Origin of the sequence: Carboxylicivirga sp. M1479 (assembly GCF_007097485.1) — a bacterium.
In the GTDB taxonomy this organism is placed as follows: domain Bacteria; phylum Bacteroidota; class Bacteroidia; order Bacteroidales; family Marinilabiliaceae; genus Carboxylicivirga.
On record NZ_VKDE01000016.1, the window covers coordinates 50,897 to 70,777 of the forward strand.

The following is a 19,881-nucleotide window of genomic DNA, read 5'->3' on the forward strand; positions in this document are numbered from 1 at the left end:
TTAAAAATGATTTTGATGTGGCTTATAACCTTAAAATTAAGATTGATTACTAAGTTTAAACTCCTTAATCATTTCATTCACTGATTTATGAGGGCGCTTGCTAATTGTTAAAAAGTCCGATGCCACATCGTTTGCACCATTTCTAATGCCTTCATAAATTCCCCCAATAATGGTTCCTAAAAATTCGCCTAATGCAGTTTGCCTTTGCAGTATATAGGCATCAACAGGAATGTTTTTGAATGTCAATTTGGTGTTAAAGCCAAGATTAATGGCATCCGCCAACTCTTGTTGGGTTATTGGTACACCGCATAAATTGTATGTTTTACCCTGTAGTTCATCATTCATGAGTAAACGGGTATAAGCAAAGGCTAATTCCTGTCGTGATGTATATGCACACTTACCATCAGCCGCACAGTTTATTATAGCACCTTCTTGTTTGTAAATCTCAATGTATTCCAAATCTGGTTCAATGTAAATGCCATTTCGTCCAATGGCCCATTGCAAACCCGACTGTCGAATATCCTCTTCGGTTTGCCTGTTACTGGCAACAATAGCACTAAAAGCATTGCCTTTTTCAGCACCAATAATACTGGTATAAACAATTTTTTTCACAGCAGTATTTTTAGCAGCCTCAATAACATTACGGTGTTGCTCAATGCGTTTGTCAGGATGATCCATGCCTGAGACTAAAAGCACGGCATCAACATCTTTTAAGGCCAGATTAAAATCGGCTTGAACATTGTAGTCGCCCTTTCGTACTTCTACGCCAAGATGTTTAGCATTTTCGGCTGTGCGAGCAATACCTATAATATCCCTTGCATCCAATTCTTGCTTTAATTGATTGATGACTGCAGATCCAAGATTCCCGCTGGCTGACGTGACCGCTATTTTCATGGCTCGTTTCATATGATTATAATTTGCTTTCATTTGCCATATGGAACTCTCAAGTAAATTTTATCATCCTCCTGTGTGAAAATTTGGATAATCAAATTTACATGGTCGTTTCATATGATTATAATTTGCTTTCATTTGCCATATGGAACTCTCAAGTAAATTTTATCATCCCCCTGTGTGAAAATTTGGATAATCAAATTTACATGGTCGTTTCATGTGTTTAAATTTTGTTTTTTATTGCCACATGGAACTCGCCAAAATTAATCATGCTCCTGTGTGAGAAACTAATCTCATGGCTCGTTTCATATTACAAATATTTTATGCATCAATAACTGAGATATTTATATAAGATGCAATAGCTTTGGTAGGATAAAACAAGTGTTGTACCAATGTAAGTCACATTCATTTGGCACTTGAAGGTATAGCAATGCCAACTATAAGGTTAAAAATTGTAGGAAACCTCGTAAAAAGCCTCTTGAATTTTATACACAACAAGCATGATGAAAAGTAAATGGGCTTGTTCAGCCATTGTGTAAACGCTAAACAAGCCCAGGTAGCTTATCAATTAATTGGAATGTTTTTTATCCCAGTATGTCCTCTATTGTATTAATGCCATACACAGGAGGAATGCCAGACATGAACTTTGTTGTCAGGCTTTCGCTGTTCAAGAGTAATTTATCTCCGTCAATAATTTTTTCATTACGCAATTGTTGAGCCCAGTTGATGATGTCATCAATGGTGCGTACTTCCAAATCCAGTTGGTCGGCAATCCATTTGGCAATACACAAGCCATAATGAATATCGTCAGTGAAAAAACGATGATCCTTATCAATTACCCATTCTCCGCTCTCCAATTGAACGGTTGGAGGCTTTATAGCACCCAAAGTGCTGGAGCTGGTGAAAGATTCACGTATATCGGTATTAGCCGATTGATACGAAAGACGCTCAAGACTAAGGTAATCAAGCATAAATTGGAACTTGTGGTCAGGATACTTGCTTTTGATAGCTTCTCTTATTTTAGAGTAGTCATCATCCAAGGCCTGAAGAAGGTCGGCTGACTTTTGGTCATAATCGCGGTAAAAATAGGGGATATCTTCTTTGTTAGTCCACTGACCGCCATCCTTAAGAAACAAGCCATAGCAGCGCGATGGATGGATGATTTGGTTGTCGACAGATAGTGTTAAGGATAAGAAATTATCAGCTTGTTGAAATTGTCCTTTTTTCAACCAACGCTCACAAATATTGCTCAATAATAATTGGTTGAGCACAGGAAAACGGTTGGGTGGTGAAACGGCTACCACATTAACTTCCTTACATCCGTATGTAACACCTACTTTACCATATTCAATAATACGGCATATCCAAGGAATCAATCCAATGGCAAAACAAGTGATGTTATTCAAATTGTATTTTAGGGTAATTTCATCAACCATCCAGTTGAAACCTGCCTGACCATATATGGTACCTACAAACACCTCATTATTCTTATCTAAATGCGGAGCTAAAGCATCTAATGCAACCCGATATTTATTCACTGGCATGCATAATATAACAAAGTTTGCCTGCGGAATAACATCAGCGGGATCGTTGCTTATTGAGCTTAGGTTACCGCTGAACACCTCTTGCAATTCTCCATCAATGGACTGCAATTGGAGATCAATTTTAGACGACCACTCCTCGGGTCTTCGCGTTAATATATTGACTGTAAAGCCAGCGCCAGAGAGAAAGGGAATTAGAATATGAGCACTGCTGCCACCGCCTACAATGGTTACTACTTTTTTTTCTTGATTAGTCATGCCTCTGATTTATTGGTAAGATTTATACCTTAAAATGAATGTGTGAATACGTTTAAAAAGAATTGTTCACCTTTGGCTATCTGAGGCATTTTAGATTTGCGATGGGTTATGTTTGACCGAAAAGGCAAACAATAAGTGCAGGAATCTTCACAACCAAAATTAGTAAACCTTGCAATGCTATATTGCGTTTTGAGCGTGCTTAGCATTAGCACGAGTACAATGTACTTAAAATAATACAGACTATGCTATAAACTCGCACCAAGCTGTAATCAGCTTTTCTTCTGGAAAGCATTTATTTATCTGCTGTAAAAGAATGGATGACATCTATTATTTTCAAGATGCTAACATAGATGTCATCCGTTTATAGTTATCTAGTATTGTACTTGTTAATACCCATGAAGCTATGCTTAATTTCAGCAAGCTGCTCATCATTTCCCTCCTGAATTTTAGGAGGGGTCCCGCAGGCGCGGTGGTTAAGTCACTACCTCGTAATTCTCCTAGTATAAAAAGAAGAGTGCTTGGCATGATACATGAAGTATTGTAGATCTTTGCGTTATATCATACGAGTAATAATTTTATCCGTTTATGTTACTTGCTAACAGTTAACTTCATAAAATAGATGCTAAGGTCGGCATAGGGATGTTTCATTTGATGGTACTCTGTAAAACTAAGACTTTTGTATAGCAAATAAATTCTGGGATTGGTGGTTTCAATGTACACAGGCATGTTGGCACGCTCAACAAGTTTTAGAAAGTCGCTTTTAAGTTCATGTCTGGTTTGCCAGGTATATTGGCCCTTTTTTAGCCCTAATACAGCACCGTATAAACCTGTTTGAGGTCGGTGCTGGCGCTTGATCTTATTTAGCTTTATAAGCTGTACGCTTTTTTTTAAACCGATGACAAATAGAATGAGATAGATTTTTCTAAAAAGATTGATTAACGTAAAGCTGTGTGCCTTTAAGTTGTATAGGAGTAATACACCATTATTGTTGGAAGTAAGGTAAGCACCATTTTTATTTATAGCATCTTCAACCAATACCCGAAAAAAACAACTGAAATTCTTATGGTTGAGAGCAAACATCCAGTTAAGATTAGGAGCATCGGCATAGGCTTCTGCTAAAATTGCACTGGCGATTATGGCATCTTCTTTATTACTTATTAATTTCATTTTGCTGTCTCGTCACTTTGGCAGCAAGGTACAAATACTTATGCTGTTTTAATCTTTTAATAGTACTTGTCAATGCCTCCAAAGCCTTTAATCTGTTTATTTGCTTTTGTTTTATCAATGAAGTTTTTTAATCGCTTTTCAAATTCATCAGGCCTTTTTCTTGCACTATTTATGTAGGCAATTCGTATTCGTTTATAGGGCTCTGAAAAGTGTTCGAAGTTCCTCCAAACAGTTTCTTCCCGCTTTAAGCGATCTATTATGTCATCCGGAAAAATGAATTCTTGTTGTATTATTTCTTGAACTTCATTACTAATGGACGCATGGATGAGTTGGTTCTCAAAGAGCCACTTTAATCGTTCTATATTCGGCTGTGAGTAAGTTGACTTTGCTCTTCTTCTGCAAAAACGTTGAATGGATGTCTCTTCATTTAACGATTTAACGGTGCTATCGATCCAACCAAAACAAAGGGCTTCTTCAACAGCATCGTTATACAACAGACGTTTTTTACCCGTTTTCTTTAATGGATATTCCAGCCAAATATCATCTTCGGCCTCAAAATTAGTTTCAAGCCATTTTCTCCATTCGTTTCGCTTTGTAAAATACAGGGTGTTAATTGCATTCATTCTTGTGAATTATTCGTAAGGATAAGGTTCAAATTAGAGTTGGTATTTTGGCGGACAAACGTAGTAAATTACTACGGTTTATATTCAGTTCATTCGCCCTTAAACTAGCCAGTTTGCGAAAACTTGATAGGCTTTGTTTATTTTGCTTTGGGCTCTTTCAATTTGCTGTTCATTAGATTTAATCCATCAATATTTCGATTTAGTACAATTTGTACATCTTCGTTTTTAAGATGACCTAGAATGCCCCAGGGGCCATTATATCCTTGCTGCAGGAGCTGATTGATCATTTCAAATTCAGAATCGCCCTGACCGATTGGTAAAATTTCAGGGCCTTCCTTTTTTACCCCATTTAAATTGACATGGGATAAATAGGGTTTAATCTTTTTTACAATTGCAGGAAACTCATCGATGTACTCATGAGCATGATGAAAATTGTATACGATTGAGATGGAGTCGTGGTTTAGTTTTTCCAAAATTTCGACCTGATTAAACGGATTACCAAACCAACCACGATGATTGTAAAGGGCAAGTTTACATCCTACTTCATCCGCTTTGGATTTGATAAAGTCAATCATTTTAATTGATAATTCAATTGACTGCTCTTGATTAAGATCTTCAAAAAAATTATTGCTAAAACTTAACCATATAGTCGGCTTATTATCTATTTCGGCTAAGTTGCTCAGCAATTCCTGATTCATTGGACTCAATTTGCCAATGCTATCTCTTTTAGTATTTAACCGCAAAAAGATGGAGATGATTTCAATATTATTTTCTTTAGCGAGCTTGAATTCATCCTTCATAAAACTCAAATCTCCCTTTCCTTTTTCAAATCCATATTTTGTAAAACCCATTTGCTTTAACATGTCAATCCGCTGTTCTGGAGTCCTGTTTAAAGAATCAAAGCCGATTATACACCAGGGTGATACTTCATCAATAGAGAAAAGAGCCTTGTTCTCTTTGTGAGTACAAGTACAAACGAATCCCATAAGAACTAGTATTGTAGCTAGTCTAAAGATGTTGTTCTTCAATCTATTATTTACTTTCATACACTGGGATTTCAAATGGTTTCAACATTAGCGATCGGTAGTAGTATGATACGCTTAAGTTGGCTTTCTTTTTATAGCCTACAAACAAAAATAAGTAATAATAAGGTCTTGGTCTAGTTATCATTGATAATAAAGACTAAATCAACCGCTTCTGTTCGTCATCATTGTAGAGGCTTAAATTGGCTCCTAAAACCTTATGTAACTAGGAAGCTATATAGGTATAAGTGAGAGTACAAGTAGTTTTGGTGAGGTTTTAATATGGACAAACGTTTGATCACACGCGGAAAATGTTTTTGAGTATCTATACTATTGTACCCTTGTACTTTACTTCCTTTTCCTAAATTTCTTTCGATACTCCTTATCCATTTTTTCGGTGGAATATTGCACGATTAAGCGTGCACACTGGTCTTTCCTTTTCAATAGAAAATCCTCAATATCTGCAGGGTGTTTTTTCCAAAGGCCACGTAATAATGTTCCAATGCCTTTTTGAACATATTCTGATTTATCGAGCATTAAAGGCTCTATTAATTCAAGTGAATCAATAGGGTTTAGGCATTTTGTTAATTTATCTAACTCAACAAGGGCGACAGGAATCGCTCTTCGCTGCCATTCAGAGCCAGAATCAATCCATGCTTTTAAGTCTTCAAACCCTATCACTTTATCGTGTAACATACCTGATAAAACCAGCATGCATAGCACATCTGTTGTTGCCCAATTATTAATGCCATAAGCAAACCAATTGCTCACCCTGTCAAATGTATGCTTTGAGAAATCGCTTCTACTTGCTGTTATAATACTAATAGCAACATGCTTTTCCTCAAAGCGCCCATTTTTCATTAGTTCATCGCCTAAATCAAGGTAGCTTTCAATGGTCATTTCGTCTTTCCATTGTTCCAACCAAATCTCAATTTGACCTTTAAATGCTTTATCATCTATGCCGTAACCATCGTAACCTTCCTTAAAATATTTCTGGTATTTTTTTATAATCTCAGGGTCGGAGTTTGCTTTACAGAAGTCCCTTATAGCTTTGGTTTTAGTATCTGTCATGGCATTTTTGTTTTCCGGTTAGATAGTTTATTATTAGGGCAAGTTATTTGTACTTCTTTACTATTCTTGATGAATACCAATTAACAAATTTCTCCTTATTCAATTTATAAATCCAAACAAAACCGCCCCAAATCAAAAGTTCAAATAAAAATAAAACCCCTTCAATTTTTCCCCAGTTTTCCTCGTCCATATATGTCAAGGGATTAAGAATCTCCATTGCAGGATTTAATATAAGAAAAATCAGATATGTTAATGATAATACAGGTAAAGCAAATATAAAAAGTGAAAAAATGATACCTGCATCTCTATTTGACTTTTTAATTATATTAGAAACAATTCCAGAATATTTTGTCTCAATAACAGCTTCATTTGCATCGTTAAACATTTCAATTAAAGCTGCGTTTTTCTCCTTTTCATCACTAATACTTCTAAGTCTTTTTTGAATGTCTTCAAAACTTGTTTGTTCAAGTAGGTTTGAAATTAAAGTGTCAGTATCATGATTCGCAGTATCTGTAGATTCAACCATTGCAGCAATCTTTTCAATGGTCTGAATATCCTCTTCGCTATAAGATTCTTTAAATACTTTTGACTTTAAAATAAACTTTTTGAATACTTTAATGTGCTCGTCAGTAACTTCCCCTACGCCATCTATAGTTCGAATTAATTCTGTAGGTAAAATACAAACACTCTTAATCGGAGAATCTCCATTCTCGGCAATATCATGGTCTATATTTAAGGTTTTAGCATCAGTTGTAATTAGCCAATGATTTATTTCGAAAGGATTGTAGTTATTACCACCTCTTAGATGCTCAATATGACAAATAATTCTAATTATATGTTTGATACGAGACTTCGATTTATCTGTAACTTGAAACTTTTCAAAAAGTTGACTAGACTTTGTTCTATCAACCTTTATTTTGTCTTCTATTTTAATATAATTGGTTGATGAGAAAATCCGCCTTAGCAACCCATTAATATTACTATAATAAAGTAGAAAGTCTTTTGCATTATTCACAACTCCTTGAGCCTTTAACCTATAAAATAGCTGAACTGTATCTGATTCTTTCGCAGGGATATATTTGGTTATAGATTTTATTATTTTTTCAGTCCTATTAATAATATTGGTTGAGTGTCCAATTATTTCTTTTATCCTAAACTGAGCTTCATTTAGAGTTTCCGAATGGACACAAAACTGAATACCGTCAATTTGTTTTAGAATATTTATCAAATGAATGGCTCTTTGTTCACGGAATTCGTTATCAAAACCAAGGAGTCTAAGAATAAATGAGCTGTCTAAATAATATACTTTTCCATTGAATGCTTTGTCTAATGTTTCTTTATGTTTAGGATTGTAATACAACGACAGAAAGTCAAACATTTTCAGTATGATAACCTTTAATATTTCATCAAACTCATCATCTGACTCAAGAATTAGTTCGTTATAGTATTGACAATCCTTTCTCGATAGTTTCTCGTGTTTACCATTAAATTTTAATTCGTCTTTTAGGTCAATTTCGTCTTTTACGGTTAGGATTTTCTTAAGAAATTCGATATTTCTTGAAAAAATAACCTCAAGTAGAATTTCTATGATATTATCAGACCTCTTTTTAGGATAACCTTTTGAGCCAAGAAATTTCACAACATATTTGTCTAAGAGAGTCAGATAGTCATTGTAATTGTTTAAAGTCTCATATACTTTAGGTTTAATTCTGAAGGCTTTATTGTAATCCCCTTCGACATCATATTCATCAAATACATCTGCATAATTTGAAAGATTCAAAGCTGTTTGAATTGATTCAGGATTGAAATTCAAATTCTGTTTTTCTATCAGAAGTTTTGATATTTCCATTAAAGAGGAATGTCCATTTTTATTCGTCAGGAAAAAGTCAACAATCAAACCGTAGATAACTCTATCACTTTGATTGGATGACATTTTTGAAAACAGAAAATATATCTTTTTATCTTTCATGTCAATGTTGTGTTGGTGGTCTGTGCTTAATTAGCCCTAACTAATTCATCTCTCCACCTCAATTCCCAATTGTTATACTATGTCTTTTACAAAACGTAGCGATACCTTATTGCTCATTATGCAAATCCCTTAAGAACCATGTTAAAAGGGGAGAGGTGACTTATTTCGGTTTAGCAGTTACTAAAATAGCTATTTTGGTATATTAAACATCATTATGTTGATAAAAACACCTTTTTTGTTCAACAAACATAAGTAGGTATAAATGCCATTGGATTGTCCTGCGCTACTTTTGTGTGAGCTGCACAGGGGTGATAGTCCCCTGCGGTGCTTTTTAGTGGCCCTGCGCCGTCTACTAATAGTCCAGCGCTCATTAGGCTTTGACCTGCGCCAGTATTTACTTGTCCTGCGGCTATTTGAGTGCACCCTGTGGAGGAATTGTTCTTTCAGCGCCAAATTAGGGTTAGTCTGCGTGTTGCCAAATGTAAAAGGGGCATGCCTAAGCATTCTTAGTGGCAGAATACCCCTTTTAAAGTTTATTTTTTATCCTCTGTTTTGCCTGTTATACTGGCTGGCATAACCTTTAACACGCTTGCTGTCGCGCCAAAATACAAACTTACCACAGGCACGTACTTCGTCTACCAGGGTTTTTAATTGGGTATACATGCGGTTACGAATGTCTAAATACTCATTACCACTATGTTTTTCACCATTGGAGCGTGCTCGCAGTAGTCCCATGTCATCCGACATGGTGGCCGCCTTATTCATATCCTCAATACTTATACCTGCCTTTTGAATCAGCTCCGGATTGTCTATCCCCAGCACCGATAAGTCACTCAGGTCTTGCACCATGTCGGCATCAGAGTTGCCTTCGTCTATTTCGGCCAATAGAGCCAGTAAGTTAGGATGCTTGCGAAAGGCGTATCGTAAGCCATGCAGTAATTGGTTTCGGAAATCGTAGGCAAGGGGGCTCTTGGTGGCCCATTCCTCCTCAGCCTCCTTCTGGCTTTTCTTTTCCTTCATCCATAAGGATTGGGCATGGTGTGTGGCGCCCGACCATATGTTAAGGTCGGTAATTATTGTTTCGGATAATCCGGCAGCAGCTAATTGGGCTAAGTCATGCGTGGCCCAAACAGCCAAATCTTCTGCTTCCTGACAATACACGCTAATGGGCATGTAAGGATACAATACTTGATCGTTGGCTAATGCTTTCGCCTCTTCCAGTTTTTGGGTGTAATCGTCCAAATGTGGCATAATTTATTAATTTTGAGTTGTTACTAGCAGGTACCAGTCTCTTTTGCATGCGTCTCGCCAAAGTTGCTTACAACAAGAGGCCTGGTTACCTGTTTTTTTGTCAATTTAAAACTAGCAACTGTTACTCAGATACAGATAGTCAGATTTTATTTTTGAATGAAATTTTGACGAGTGAATAAATGTTTATGCTTAGTAGAATAATTCTTCAGGTTAAGTGACGATTCTTTTAGATGAATGTATTAGGAAGTGTAAGTCTTTCTTTCCTATTAAATAAAATAATTGGATTGGGATAATAGGACTTTTGTCATGATTTGGTGAGTTTTTACCATAGCATCCAAAAACGGATGACATCTATATTTGCATAACGGGTACATAGATGCCATCCGTAAAAAGCCATATCGTGCTGGCATACTCATAAAAACGAGGTACAAAAAGCCATTTAAAGTATAAGCACTTTGCACTTACAGACCATAGTTCACAATCAATACTTTGCACTTTGTACAAGGCTATTCTTGTACCATCCTTTCAGGTTTTTTGGCATTGTTTGATACCTGCTTGTGAGTATAGCAAGGAGGTAATGTAATTTGAATAAGCGCAGATGCAATCTGTGCATCCTAGTCAATGACTATTGAATCCTGATTGGATTCAACTTTTCTTTTTTTACGCTTTGTCAATGATTTTCTTAAGGCCTTTACATGGAGGTGGATTATAAATTGCTTGAACGACACATTACGTTGGTAGGATACTTTACAATACCCAATTTGCCTGTATTATTTGTATTTTTTGTTAGGTTTTCGTGCATTGAATCATAAGGACAAAATACTTAACCAATAAGGGTATATGGCTAACCTCAAAGCATTAGTGAAGTAGCAATAGTAAGCCATTAATTAGATAATGCAAATTATTAGAGTACCTTTGCAAACGGATTACATATCTTTTGATATCAATCATTTACTATCATTTTTGTTGATGAGCTTCTAAAGCAATCTATCATCACATTGGCAGACTTCATACTTAGATAGTTGAGTTATCAGTAACCAGTCCAAGCATCAAAGTACTAAAAATTAGTGCGCCTAAGTGCTTTTAAAAGAGCGGTTATGTTTCTTTTTGATGACACCAATTTTAATAATGTATGAATAGTAATTCAGAAAATTATTATGGTGACAATCGTATTTCTACTGCGCTACTTCTTGCAGCTGGAACCGGTAGTCGTCTATTTCCACTAACAAAAAAATCCCCAAAGTGCCTAACACTAGTCAATGAAAAGTCAATCTTAGAACGGCTTGTAAGCAATCTCAAGAAACAAGGGTTTAAAAAGCTTATCATTGTTACGGGTCATGAAAAGGAGTGTATCATGGATTTTCTGGGAAGAAGATCTGGTAATCTATCCATTGAATATATACATAGTCCACTCTACAGAACTACAAATAACATTTATTCGCTTTGGATGGCTCGTGAAATCATTAATGAACCATTTGTATTATTTGAAAGTGATTTAGTTTTAAATACATCCTTGCTCAATGAAATGGTTTATCCTGATAGAATGGCTGTTGCTAAGATGCAACCGTGGCTCAATGGTACAACGGTAACACTGAACAAAAAGAATGAAATCATTCAATTTCAAAAAGGAACAACAGAAGCCTATTCTGATACCCGATATAAAACAGTTAATATCTACAGTTTTTCTCTTACATCGTGGCAAGCCATTGTCCGTAAACTAAATCAATATATTTCCGAAGGGAATGTGAATTGTTATTATGAGTCTGTTTTTGCCGAAATGATTGAAGATAAAAGTTTATCACTTGAATCTGTATCATTCGACCACAAGCCATGGTACGAAATTGATACTATTGACGATTTAGCTGAAGCTGAAAAACTCTTTCCAATAGTTAAGCATGAAAAAGAAAATTACGCAACAGTTATTGCATAGGTATCAATCAACAAAAATATGATGGGCGATAAATATAATACTCCAGAAGAAAAATACGAATACATCTCAAAGCAACATGGTGGCTATTATCGTCATGATTTTACTGACCATGCTTATTTATACAATCTTTATTTTCCGCCAAAGGCAGTATTTAAACACCTAAAGGAGAATATTGAAGATTTGGTTTTGAACTATCCTATGGCGCAAGATGCACTTGCCAGTCTGGTATCAAAAATTACCGATCAAGCAACAGAAAGAATTGTTGTTGGTAATGGTGCTGCAGAAATTATTAAGATACTATCCGGGCATTTAGCTAAAAAAATAATTGTTCCTGTACCTTCATTCAATGAATATGTTAATGCCGCACCTAAGGGTAGGGCAGTAGAGTTTCCACTCGAATTTCCATCTTTTCAGCTCGATGTAGATAAGTTTTCAGCAGAGGCTTTAAAAGAGGGAGCAGATATGGCAGTTGTTGTAACGCCTAACAATCCTACATCGCTGGTAGTGCCTAAAGCAGATTTAATACGGTTGGCACAAAAGCTTGAAAAACAGAATTGCATGCTTATTGTTGATGAATCATTTCTTGATTTTACCGACAATAAAGAACAGATAAGCCTGGAACAAGAAATTCACAAATATCCAAATATGGCCATACTCAAAAGCATGAGCAAAGCCTTTGGGATTTGCGGAATCCGAATAGGATACATGCTTACGGCTAATCTGGAATTTGCCAAAGCGGTTCGAAATGAAATTCATATTTGGAATATTAATGGATTTGCAGAAGAGTTTTTACGCATACTACCTCAGTATTTGAGTGAGTTTAAAGCTAGCTGTGAAATTGTTAAAAAAGACCGGGATATATTCTATAAAAATCTGTGTGCCATTGAAGGGATGACGGTTTATAAGCCCGATGCAAACTATATTTTCTGTCGCCTACCTGATGCAGCTTTGAGTGGACCAGAAGTAACCAAGCGCCTTTTTATAAAATACAATATTTACATAAAGGATAGCGGGGGAAAAACTCAACCCGATGCCGAGCGGTATATTCGTATTGCCAGCAGAACACAAGAAGAAAACAATAAACTTATTGCTGCACTAAAGGAGGTTATGTATGAATAGTATCAAACAAAAAAGTGTTTTTAACTTTGTTAAAGATTTGCCAAATATTTGTTCGCTTTTAGGTCTATTAAGTGCAGTAATAGGAATCTATTTTGCCATACAAGGGAATTTTCCGGCAGCAATTATTGGAGTTTTGTGGGCTGTGCTGTTCGATTGGTATGACGGTATTATTGCTCGAAAACTGAAAGGACGAACCAAGATTCAAGGAGAATTTGGTGCTCAGCTTGATTCAATGATTGATATTGTAAGCTTTGGTATCTTACCTGCCATCATACTTTTAAGTTATGGGAGTTATAATATTTGGTTTTTACCGGGTGCATTTATCATTATTGCATCTAGTGCTATTCGATTGACCTACTTTAATGTATATGGACTTATCGACAGCAAAACATACAAAGGATTCCCGCTCGACAATAATGTACTTATTCTTGCTTTTATCTTTTTGTTCGAAAGCTTATTTGAACATTCAACATTTGCCCTTATAATTTATTTAGCCCTAATGGTATTATCGGCTTTAAATTTATCCTCGATACCAACCCCGAAATTTGCAGGAAAATGGGTTTATGCATTGATAATATACGTTGTGACCTTGACCTTGTTTTTTAGTTGGATATTGTATAATAGAATTTGATATGTTATACCGTTAACTAATGAACATGCCTTTAGTGTATTCCTTTTTTTTAAGCCACGTTATTTATGTGCAGGCATATATACCAGGACACTATGAAATATAGATGGAATTACACAGGATCACTAGATATTCTTGTGGACAAAGAAATAAACAGTGTACTATCTAATCAATTGTTTTACAAAAAGGACAATTATCGTGATTCTTTCTTTGGGGTGATACAACAGAAAGTATAGAGAAATAATTAGTACAGTAAGCGTAAATCATTCACTGCCCTAGTGCCGGGCTAGCACATCCTTTTCAAAAAGGATGCAAAACCTGATTGAAAGAGGTGATTGCTACGCACCAGAGATGGATTTATTGCTTCATGCTAAAGGCTATCGCCTTGCAATTCCGCAACATCCACTCTTATCACTAGCTTTCAATCGTCCGAAACCTTGTTTCGATTGGGGCAGGTAGCTCAGCATGATGAATAAGCTCTGCTGGCTCATTATTTAATCGATTAATTAGTTTGTTACCCTTCACTTTGGGCTATCCACCTTGCCCCACTCGAAATGCAATTTCGAAAGTGCGGTGGCCTGTTCCATTGGCGGGCATGCGAAGGCGTGAATAATGATTAATTTAATTGAACATCAAAGGGGCTTGACCTACTTTAATTGTGAAATTGATTAATCATTAGAGCGGGTGGTAGTATCAATGGGACTAGCGTTTTGTTTCTTTTGAGCGATGCAAAAGAAAGGAAAACCATCTTACAAAACAGGGTATTTCGTTGCTTCCTTTCGTTACAAATTATTATTAATCCACAGAAATGTCCTATGATCCATTACACATCCTGTTCCATATCGGCCTCTTGAAAACGGATGACATCTATATAAGCATCACGCCAATATAGATGTCATCCGTCAATAGCCATACCTATCAATTACCATCATTAGATCGAAACCTAGTTTCGTGTGGGGAAAAGTTCGCCTGCTTTGAGTTGTTAGTTTCCTGACCTCAGCAACGCAGATGGGGTACCCACTTGATGATAAATCTTTTTTTAATGACAGCTGTTTGACCGCAGGGAGTTCTGTCATTTTAAGATTAGAATCAATAGTGGGTCATCGAGTGCTGCAGTCAATGATTTTTGCTTACTTTTCATCAAGGAAAAGATAAGAGCCGCTGCGGCTAGAGCAGAGATAAAATAAAATTTTCATTGCCCTTGTGCTGAGCTGGTTTCTCATTATTTAGAAATAACGAGGAGCAAAATTTATTTAAAATTTAAGCACTTTGCACATACAGACCATAATCCACAATCAATACTTTGCACTTTGCACAAGGCTATTCTTGTATCATCCTTTCAGGATTTTTTGGCTTGTTTGATTCCAGGTTTGGGTAACATCACAGAGGAGGTCTAACTTAAATAAGCGCAGATGCAATCTGTGCGTATTAGTCTGTAAGTATTGAATCCTGAATGGATTCAGCTTTTAAGGATTGTCTTGATAAAAAATACTTAAACCGACAAGACCATATCCATTTTAATGTCATGCGCTTCAACAGGCACGTGTTCCACCATTTGAAAATCAAAGGCCAAAGCAATTTTCTTAGCCGAAGGAATGCGCTTAAGAATACGGTCGTAGTAACCAGCACCACGTCCCATACGGTTGTTGTCGGTATCAAAAGCCACGCCTGGCACTACCACCATATCAATGCGCTGTTCATTGTCAATAGGCTCTCCGGCGGGCTCCAGTATGCCATATTTGTCGCCTGGCACCAAGGATTCTTCGCCCATGTATCGTACAATCTTTAAGTCATCGCCATTAATCACTGGCAAATAAATTTCCTTAGTGGTATACCATTTATTAACGAAGCTTTGCGTGGGCAGCTCATCGGGCATGGCCCAATACATTAATATGGCTTTGGCATTTTTAAATACCTCGCTTTTTTCAAGTAAGGCATGCACAGCAGCTCCTTGTTGCTGTTTATCCTGCTCGCTTACCTTAAGTTTTATAGCGCGTATCTGCTTGCGTAGAGCTTGCTTATCTTTCATCTTACTTTGGGTCTAAATTACCGTAAACATCCGTTCTCCTGTCTTTAAACGCATCGTTCTTTTGAGTGATGAATTTATCCTTGGCCAAATGTAGATCTATTTCGGTGCTTAAGACCTGACTTTTGTCGGTGTCGGCTCTTAAAAGTACTTCGCCATTTGGGTTGGCAAGTATCGATTGTCCTGTAAAAGTCAGTTGATCCTCGGTGCCAATACGATTGGCTGTGGCAATAAAACAACGGTTAACAAGGGCGTACGAAGGAACAACACTTTGGCAGTAGGGCAGTACTAAATTCGAAGGATGAGCAATTAGTTGAGCCCCTTGCAGAGCCAGTTTTCGCCATGCCTCTGGAAACATCCAGTCGAAACAAACCAGCATACCAATTTTTCCCCATGGCGTATCAAATACTGGTAGTTCTTTATTACCAGGTGTGAAAATATCCTTTTCATTTAAAAATAAGTGCAGCTTGCGGTACAGTCCTATTATACCATTGGGCCCAAGCAAAACTGATGAATTGTAAAGGCGTCTGTTCTCGCGCTCGCAAAATCCGCTTACAATCAAGGTGTTTTTAGCTTTGGCGAGAGCCAGCAATGCTTTTATAAAATTGCTATTATCCAATTCTTCCGATGCCCTGTAGGCCTCTTCAAAGCCATTAAAATTATACCCCGAATTGGACAGTTCGGGCAACACATACAAATCGCTATTGTTGGATTGTATTAATGCGCTGGTAGCATCTATATTTGCCTGAGGATCGTTTAGCTTTGGGGCATATTGCACAAGACTTATTCGCATGGCTTCGTTTTTTAGTGCATTATTCTTTTTAGGGTAATACTGCGCTTATGGTCTGTAACGAGCCTCACGCAATATCAGGTGGGCATCAGCATTATTGATCAAATCCATGAGCTCAACAGAGGGATTATTTTTCATGTATGACTCAATAATTTTATAAGCCACATATACAGCTGCTCTGCCTGGTGAATCCTGTCCTAAATAATAGGTAAACGGACTATCGCCCACATACTTTTGCATTACCATGCGCTCGGTATTATACAAGTGTTTTTGCTCCACCATACTAGCCCAAACGTCGGCTTCGTGCCCCTCGCACCATTTCATTTGTGCTGGGCTATAATCAAATAACAAGGTATCCTCAATGCTGGGAATCATCGATTTGATAAAGTATTGAATTTTACCTTGAGCAATCATTTTACTAATCACATCTTCGTTCTTCGTCTGAAATGTGAAATTGCCCATGGCCATGGCTTTCATTACATCGGGCACTAGCTTTTGCGGCACCATTTTACGACGCAGGTATTTGGGCGTGGACAGCCACTCGTAAAACTCACAGTCGGCACCCAGGTATTTTTCCACGCTTACCGATACCCAGCTGGAATCCATAGCGATGGACTCGTTAAAGTACGATGTATGCAGATAAACTTGTGGTATGGGGGCTTGTGGAAAGTAATATTTATAATGACGAAAGGCTTCGGTTAGTTCTTGATTTAGTTCCTGAGTATTACCAAATAGTTCTTTACATGCTTTGTAAACATCACGATTATCTTCATAGTTCAAAAAACTTAATAGTCGCTGAGGGTATTCGGGATGATGAGTGCTGCCCACTTTTATGATTTGTTGACTGTAAGGCTCTAAATAGCTTGGGTAGTTTAATTTCAGCTGGTCTATTGATTCAACAATACTTTTTTCATCCATCTCAAACACATCGATAAAAAAAGGCTGCACTTGCACTTCAATTTTTATATCGCTCACATCGGGCCCTGATGATCGTTTGTTACAGGCTACTACACTTACACATAAAACGCATAGATAAATCAGTGTTTTCTTCATCTTGTAATGGCTATTTTTTTTGTAAAAATACGAAAGCTTCGAAAATATGCAGTTCATGCCAAAAAAAAGTGGTTGAAATCCATGTTTTAATTATGTTTGTAGTCAAAATCAACCTCAATTTATAACAATGAAGCAAGTATCCTTACTCGTATTATTTTTGTCTTTGGTTATCATGTCTCATGCTCAGGAGGGTAAGCGCACTCGTTTGGCGTTCGTCTTTAGCCCACAATTATCCTGGTTAAATTCTGATTATAGTTCGGTTGATAACAATGGCAATTTATTTGGTTATAACTTTGGTCTTGTTTTAGATCGTTTTTTCGATAAAAACTATGCCTTTTCAACAGGCTTAACCATTAATACAACGGGCGGTAAGCTAAGCTACGATCCAGCTGTAAGAATGAACATTGGTGGCATCGAGCAGGAGCTAAGTGATGTTACCTATCGTTTAAAATATGTTGAAGTACCTCTTACATTGAAATTGGTTACCAATGAGTTCCACCGATCACGCTACTATGGGCAGTTTGGTTTGTACTCACAGTTTAATATTAAAACAGATGATGGTAATGGTAATAGTATGAGTAACGAAGTGAATTTTTACGACATGGGCATCCTTTTGGGAGGTGGCATGGAATATTCACTAGGTGGTGATACTTATTTAATGTTAGGTCTGCTATATGGTGGTGGTTTTATTGATGTAACCAGCGAAGTAGTTGATGTGACAGATCAGGTAGTGGACGACAAAACAACTCTCAACCGCTTAACTTTTCAGGTTGGAATAATCTTTTAGCAGTAATCAAAACTCATTATACTAATTGAGTAAATAGAACGGCAGCGATGAAAATTGTATTGGCACAACTCAACTTCCATATTGGCAACTTTACTTCAAATGCCAATAAAATGATTAAAAGTATTAACCAGGCAAAAGGGGAGGGCGCCGATTTGGTGGTGTTCTCAGAACTGGCTGTTTGTGGGTATCCACCGTATGACTTTTTAGAACGTAAGGAGTTTATACAACAATGTAGCGATGCCATACAGGACATAGCAAAGGAATGTAAGGGGATAGCTGCTATTGTAGGTGGCCCTGAGATAAATCCAGAGCCGCAGGGTAAAAACCTGTTTAATGCTGCTTACTTGTTGGAAGATGGACAAATAAAGCAAACCATTCGAAAAACATTATTGCCCAATTACGATGTGTTTGATGAGTACCGTTATTTTCAGCCCAACAGTGAATTTGAATTGATTACTATCAAGGGTAAAAAAATTGCTTTAACCATATGCGAAGATATTTGGGATGATCAGCCTGTAGCAAACGCCTTTGCGCGTGACAAGCTGTATACTCTATCGCCAATGGATAAGCTGATGCAGCAAGAGCCTGACTTGGCCATTAACATTGCAGCATCGCCATTCTCATATACCCAGGTAGATATACGTCGTGATATAGTGCGCAATAAAGCTCGTCAATACAAAATACCATTCATTTATGTGAACCAGGTGGGGGCTAATACTGAATTAATTTTTGATGGTAACAGCATGGCCGTTAATAGTCGCGGTGATATAACCCATCAAAGCAATGCTTTTCAAGAGGATCATGTTGTGGTGGATATGGCGGAATTGGAAGTGAAGAACACAGTGGCGCCAGAGGTAACGACACCTATTCAATTAATTTACGATGCTTTGGTTGTTGGTGTGCGCGATTATTTTGCCAAAATGGGCTTTACCAAGACAACTCTGGGGCTATCGGGAGGTATTGACTCTGCTGTAACGGTTGCCATTGCTGCCGAAGCACTGGGGAAAGAAAATGTGCGTGTATTGCTTTTGCCATCGCAGTATTCTTCTGATCACTCCATAAATGATGCTGTGGATCTGGCCAATAACCTGGGTATCGAATACAACATTGTACCAATTAAAGAAATATTCAACTCCTACAACTTTCTGATGAGCCCGATATTTGAGGGGACAGAATCGGATGTAACAGAGGAAAACATGCAAGCGCGCATTAGAGGTACCTTATTAATGGCGCTATCTAATAAGTTTGGTCACATACTTTTAAATACATCCAACAAAAGTGAGGCTGCCGTGGGTTATGGTACATTGTATGGCGATATGAACGGCGGTATTTCGGTATTGGGCGATGTGTACAAAACAGATGTGTTTAAACTGGCGCGTTATATCAACCGTCAGCAAGAAGTTATACCTGAAAATACCATTGTAAAGCCACCATCGGCCGAGTTAAGGCCCGACCAAAAAGACTCTGACTCATTGCCAGATTACGATGTGCTGGATGGTATCCTTTTCCGCTACATTGAGAAGAATATGTCGCCAGAAGAAATTATGAATGATGGTTTTGAAGAGGCCACCGTTAATAAGGCTGTGCGTTTGGTGAATATGAACGAGTATAAGCGTTTTCAAACAGCACCAACCTTGCGTATTTCAAGCAAAGCTTTTGGTATTGGACGACGCATGCCTTTAGTTGCCAAGTATTGATGCAGGCAGCATTGATTTTAAAGGAAATAGAAGTAATAAGTCAGCTTTTTTTATAAAT

Annotated in this window: 16 protein-coding genes; 5 read left to right on the forward strand and 11 right to left on the reverse strand. The window is 37.2% G+C overall.

The genetic code is table 11. The annotated features are described in order from the left end of the window. Window positions 1-36: 36 nt before the first annotated feature. The 8 genes from FNN09_RS10910 to FNN09_RS10945 form a co-directional block, all read right to left on the reverse strand. The gene (locus tag FNN09_RS10910) at window positions 37-906 is read right to left on the reverse strand and encodes an NAD(P)H-binding protein (RefSeq protein WP_255434086.1); all 870 of its coding nucleotides are present in this window, start codon (window positions 904-906) and stop codon (window positions 37-39) included. A gap of 569 nt (window positions 907-1,475) precedes the next feature. Beyond that, window positions 1,476-2,690, reverse strand: coding sequence for an NAD/NADP octopine/nopaline dehydrogenase family protein (locus tag FNN09_RS10915; protein ID WP_143302390.1), 1,215 nt, complete (start codon window positions 2,688-2,690; stop codon window positions 1,476-1,478). Window positions 2,691-3,278: 588 nt separating this feature from the next. Next, the gene (locus FNN09_RS10920) at window positions 3,279-3,857 is read right to left on the reverse strand and encodes a hypothetical protein (protein ID WP_143302391.1); all 579 of its coding nucleotides are present in this window, start codon (window positions 3,855-3,857) and stop codon (window positions 3,279-3,281) included. A 56-nt stretch (window positions 3,858-3,913) separates the two neighbouring features. After that, window positions 3,914-4,480: a YdeI family protein gene (locus FNN09_RS10925; protein WP_143302392.1), complete on the reverse strand. Its 567-nt coding sequence runs from the start codon at window positions 4,478-4,480 to the stop codon at window positions 3,914-3,916. A gap of 137 nt (window positions 4,481-4,617) precedes the next feature. Next, on the reverse strand, window positions 4,618-5,466 hold the full coding sequence (locus FNN09_RS10930) for a sugar phosphate isomerase/epimerase (RefSeq protein ID WP_185968966.1): 849 nt from the start codon (window positions 5,464-5,466) through the stop codon (window positions 4,618-4,620). Window positions 5,467-5,850: 384 nt separating this feature from the next. Beyond that, on the reverse strand, window positions 5,851-6,573 hold the full coding sequence (locus FNN09_RS10935) for a DNA alkylation repair protein (RefSeq protein ID WP_143302394.1): 723 nt from the start codon (window positions 6,571-6,573) through the stop codon (window positions 5,851-5,853). Window positions 6,574-6,616: 43 nt separating this feature from the next. Beyond that, a complete protein-coding gene (locus FNN09_RS10940) occupies window positions 6,617-8,542 on the reverse strand; it encodes a hypothetical protein (protein WP_143302395.1) in 1,926 nt (641 codons plus the stop codon). A 540-nt stretch (window positions 8,543-9,082) separates the two neighbouring features. Beyond that, complete coding sequence (locus tag FNN09_RS10945; protein WP_143302396.1) at window positions 9,083-9,793, reverse strand: hypothetical protein; 711 nt, start codon at window positions 9,791-9,793, stop codon at window positions 9,083-9,085. Between the two features lie 1,132 nt (window positions 9,794-10,925). Here FNN09_RS10945 and FNN09_RS10950 point away from each other — a divergent pair. Genes FNN09_RS10950 through FNN09_RS10960 form a run of 3 tightly spaced genes read left to right on the forward strand, consistent with a single transcriptional unit; the run spans window position 10,926 to window position 13,473 of the window. Continuing rightward, entirely contained in the window at window positions 10,926-11,723 is a 798-nt protein-coding gene (locus tag FNN09_RS10950; RefSeq protein WP_143302397.1) for a sugar phosphate nucleotidyltransferase, read from the forward strand. A gap of 18 nt (window positions 11,724-11,741) precedes the next feature. Then, window positions 11,742-12,842, forward strand: a complete 1,101-nt coding sequence (locus FNN09_RS10955) for a histidinol-phosphate transaminase (protein WP_221932483.1) — start codon at window positions 11,742-11,744, stop codon at window positions 12,840-12,842. Then, window positions 12,835-13,473, forward strand: coding sequence for a phosphatidylcholine/phosphatidylserine synthase (locus FNN09_RS10960; protein ID WP_143302398.1), 639 nt, complete (start codon window positions 12,835-12,837; stop codon window positions 13,471-13,473). Before FNN09_RS10955 ends, FNN09_RS10960 begins: the two co-directional genes overlap by 8 nt. Before the next feature lie 1,489 nt (window positions 13,474-14,962). Here FNN09_RS10960 and FNN09_RS10965 read toward each other — a convergent pair. From FNN09_RS10965 to FNN09_RS10975, 3 genes are read right to left on the reverse strand one after another with little or no spacing between them, the layout of a single operon-like run. Continuing rightward, window positions 14,963-15,499 carry a 5-formyltetrahydrofolate cyclo-ligase gene (locus tag FNN09_RS10965; RefSeq protein ID WP_143302399.1) on the reverse strand — a complete coding sequence of 179 codons (537 nt, stop codon included), beginning with the start codon at window positions 15,497-15,499 and terminating at the stop codon, window positions 14,963-14,965. A gap of 1 nt (window position 15,500) precedes the next feature. Beyond that, window positions 15,501-16,289, reverse strand: a complete 789-nt coding sequence (locus FNN09_RS10970) for a nitrilase-related carbon-nitrogen hydrolase (protein ID WP_143302400.1) — start codon at window positions 16,287-16,289, stop codon at window positions 15,501-15,503. A gap of 45 nt (window positions 16,290-16,334) precedes the next feature. Beyond that, window positions 16,335-17,339: a gliding motility protein GldB gene (locus FNN09_RS10975; RefSeq protein WP_143302401.1), complete on the reverse strand. Its 1,005-nt coding sequence runs from the start codon at window positions 17,337-17,339 to the stop codon at window positions 16,335-16,337. Window positions 17,340-17,466: 127 nt separating this feature from the next. Between FNN09_RS10975 and FNN09_RS10980 the strand changes: the two genes are divergently transcribed. Continuing rightward, entirely contained in the window at window positions 17,467-18,126 is a 660-nt protein-coding gene (locus FNN09_RS10980; protein ID WP_143302402.1) for an outer membrane beta-barrel protein, read from the forward strand. Between the two features lie 47 nt (window positions 18,127-18,173). Then, complete coding sequence (locus tag FNN09_RS10985; RefSeq protein WP_143302403.1) at window positions 18,174-19,823, forward strand: NAD+ synthase; 1,650 nt, start codon at window positions 18,174-18,176, stop codon at window positions 19,821-19,823. The last annotated feature ends 58 nt before the right edge of the window (window positions 19,824-19,881 follow it).

Bases quoted from the DNA above. Each gene is read 5' to 3' on its own strand.
- FNN09_RS10980 (WP_143302402.1), top strand. From the start codon at position 17,467: ATGAAGCAAGTATCCTTACTCGTATTATTTTTGTCTTTGGTTATCATG.
- FNN09_RS10945 (WP_143302396.1), bottom strand. From the start codon at position 9,793: ATGCCACATTTGGACGATTACACCCAAAAACTGGAAGAGGCGAAAGCA.
- FNN09_RS10930 (WP_185968966.1), bottom strand. From the start codon at position 5,466: ATGGGATTCGTTTGTACTTGTACTCACAAAGAGAACAAGGCTCTTTTC.
- FNN09_RS10970 (WP_143302400.1), bottom strand. From the start codon at position 16,289: ATGCGAATAAGTCTTGTGCAATATGCCCCAAAGCTAAACGATCCTCAG.
- FNN09_RS10985 (WP_143302403.1), top strand. From the start codon at position 18,174: ATGAAAATTGTATTGGCACAACTCAACTTCCATATTGGCAACTTTACT.
- FNN09_RS10950 (WP_143302397.1), top strand. From the start codon at position 10,926: ATGAATAGTAATTCAGAAAATTATTATGGTGACAATCGTATTTCTACT.
- FNN09_RS10940 (WP_143302395.1), bottom strand. From the start codon at position 8,542: ATGAAAGATAAAAAGATATATTTTCTGTTTTCAAAAATGTCATCCAAT.
- FNN09_RS10975 (WP_143302401.1), bottom strand. From the start codon at position 17,339: ATGAAGAAAACACTGATTTATCTATGCGTTTTATGTGTAAGTGTAGTA.
- FNN09_RS10965 (WP_143302399.1), bottom strand. From the start codon at position 15,499: ATGAAAGATAAGCAAGCTCTACGCAAGCAGATACGCGCTATAAAACTT.
- FNN09_RS10920 (WP_143302391.1), bottom strand. From the start codon at position 3,857: ATGAAATTAATAAGTAATAAAGAAGATGCCATAATCGCCAGTGCAATT.
- FNN09_RS10935 (WP_143302394.1), bottom strand. From the start codon at position 6,573: ATGACAGATACTAAAACCAAAGCTATAAGGGACTTCTGTAAAGCAAAC.
- FNN09_RS10910 (WP_255434086.1), bottom strand. From the start codon at position 906: ATGAAACGAGCCATGAAAATAGCGGTCACGTCAGCCAGCGGGAATCTT.
- FNN09_RS10925 (WP_143302392.1), bottom strand. From the start codon at position 4,480: ATGAATGCAATTAACACCCTGTATTTTACAAAGCGAAACGAATGGAGA.
- FNN09_RS10960 (WP_143302398.1), top strand. From the start codon at position 12,835: ATGAATAGTATCAAACAAAAAAGTGTTTTTAACTTTGTTAAAGATTTG.
- FNN09_RS10915 (WP_143302390.1), bottom strand. From the start codon at position 2,690: ATGACTAATCAAGAAAAAAAAGTAGTAACCATTGTAGGCGGTGGCAGC.
- FNN09_RS10955 (WP_221932483.1), top strand. From the start codon at position 11,742: ATGATGGGCGATAAATATAATACTCCAGAAGAAAAATACGAATACATC.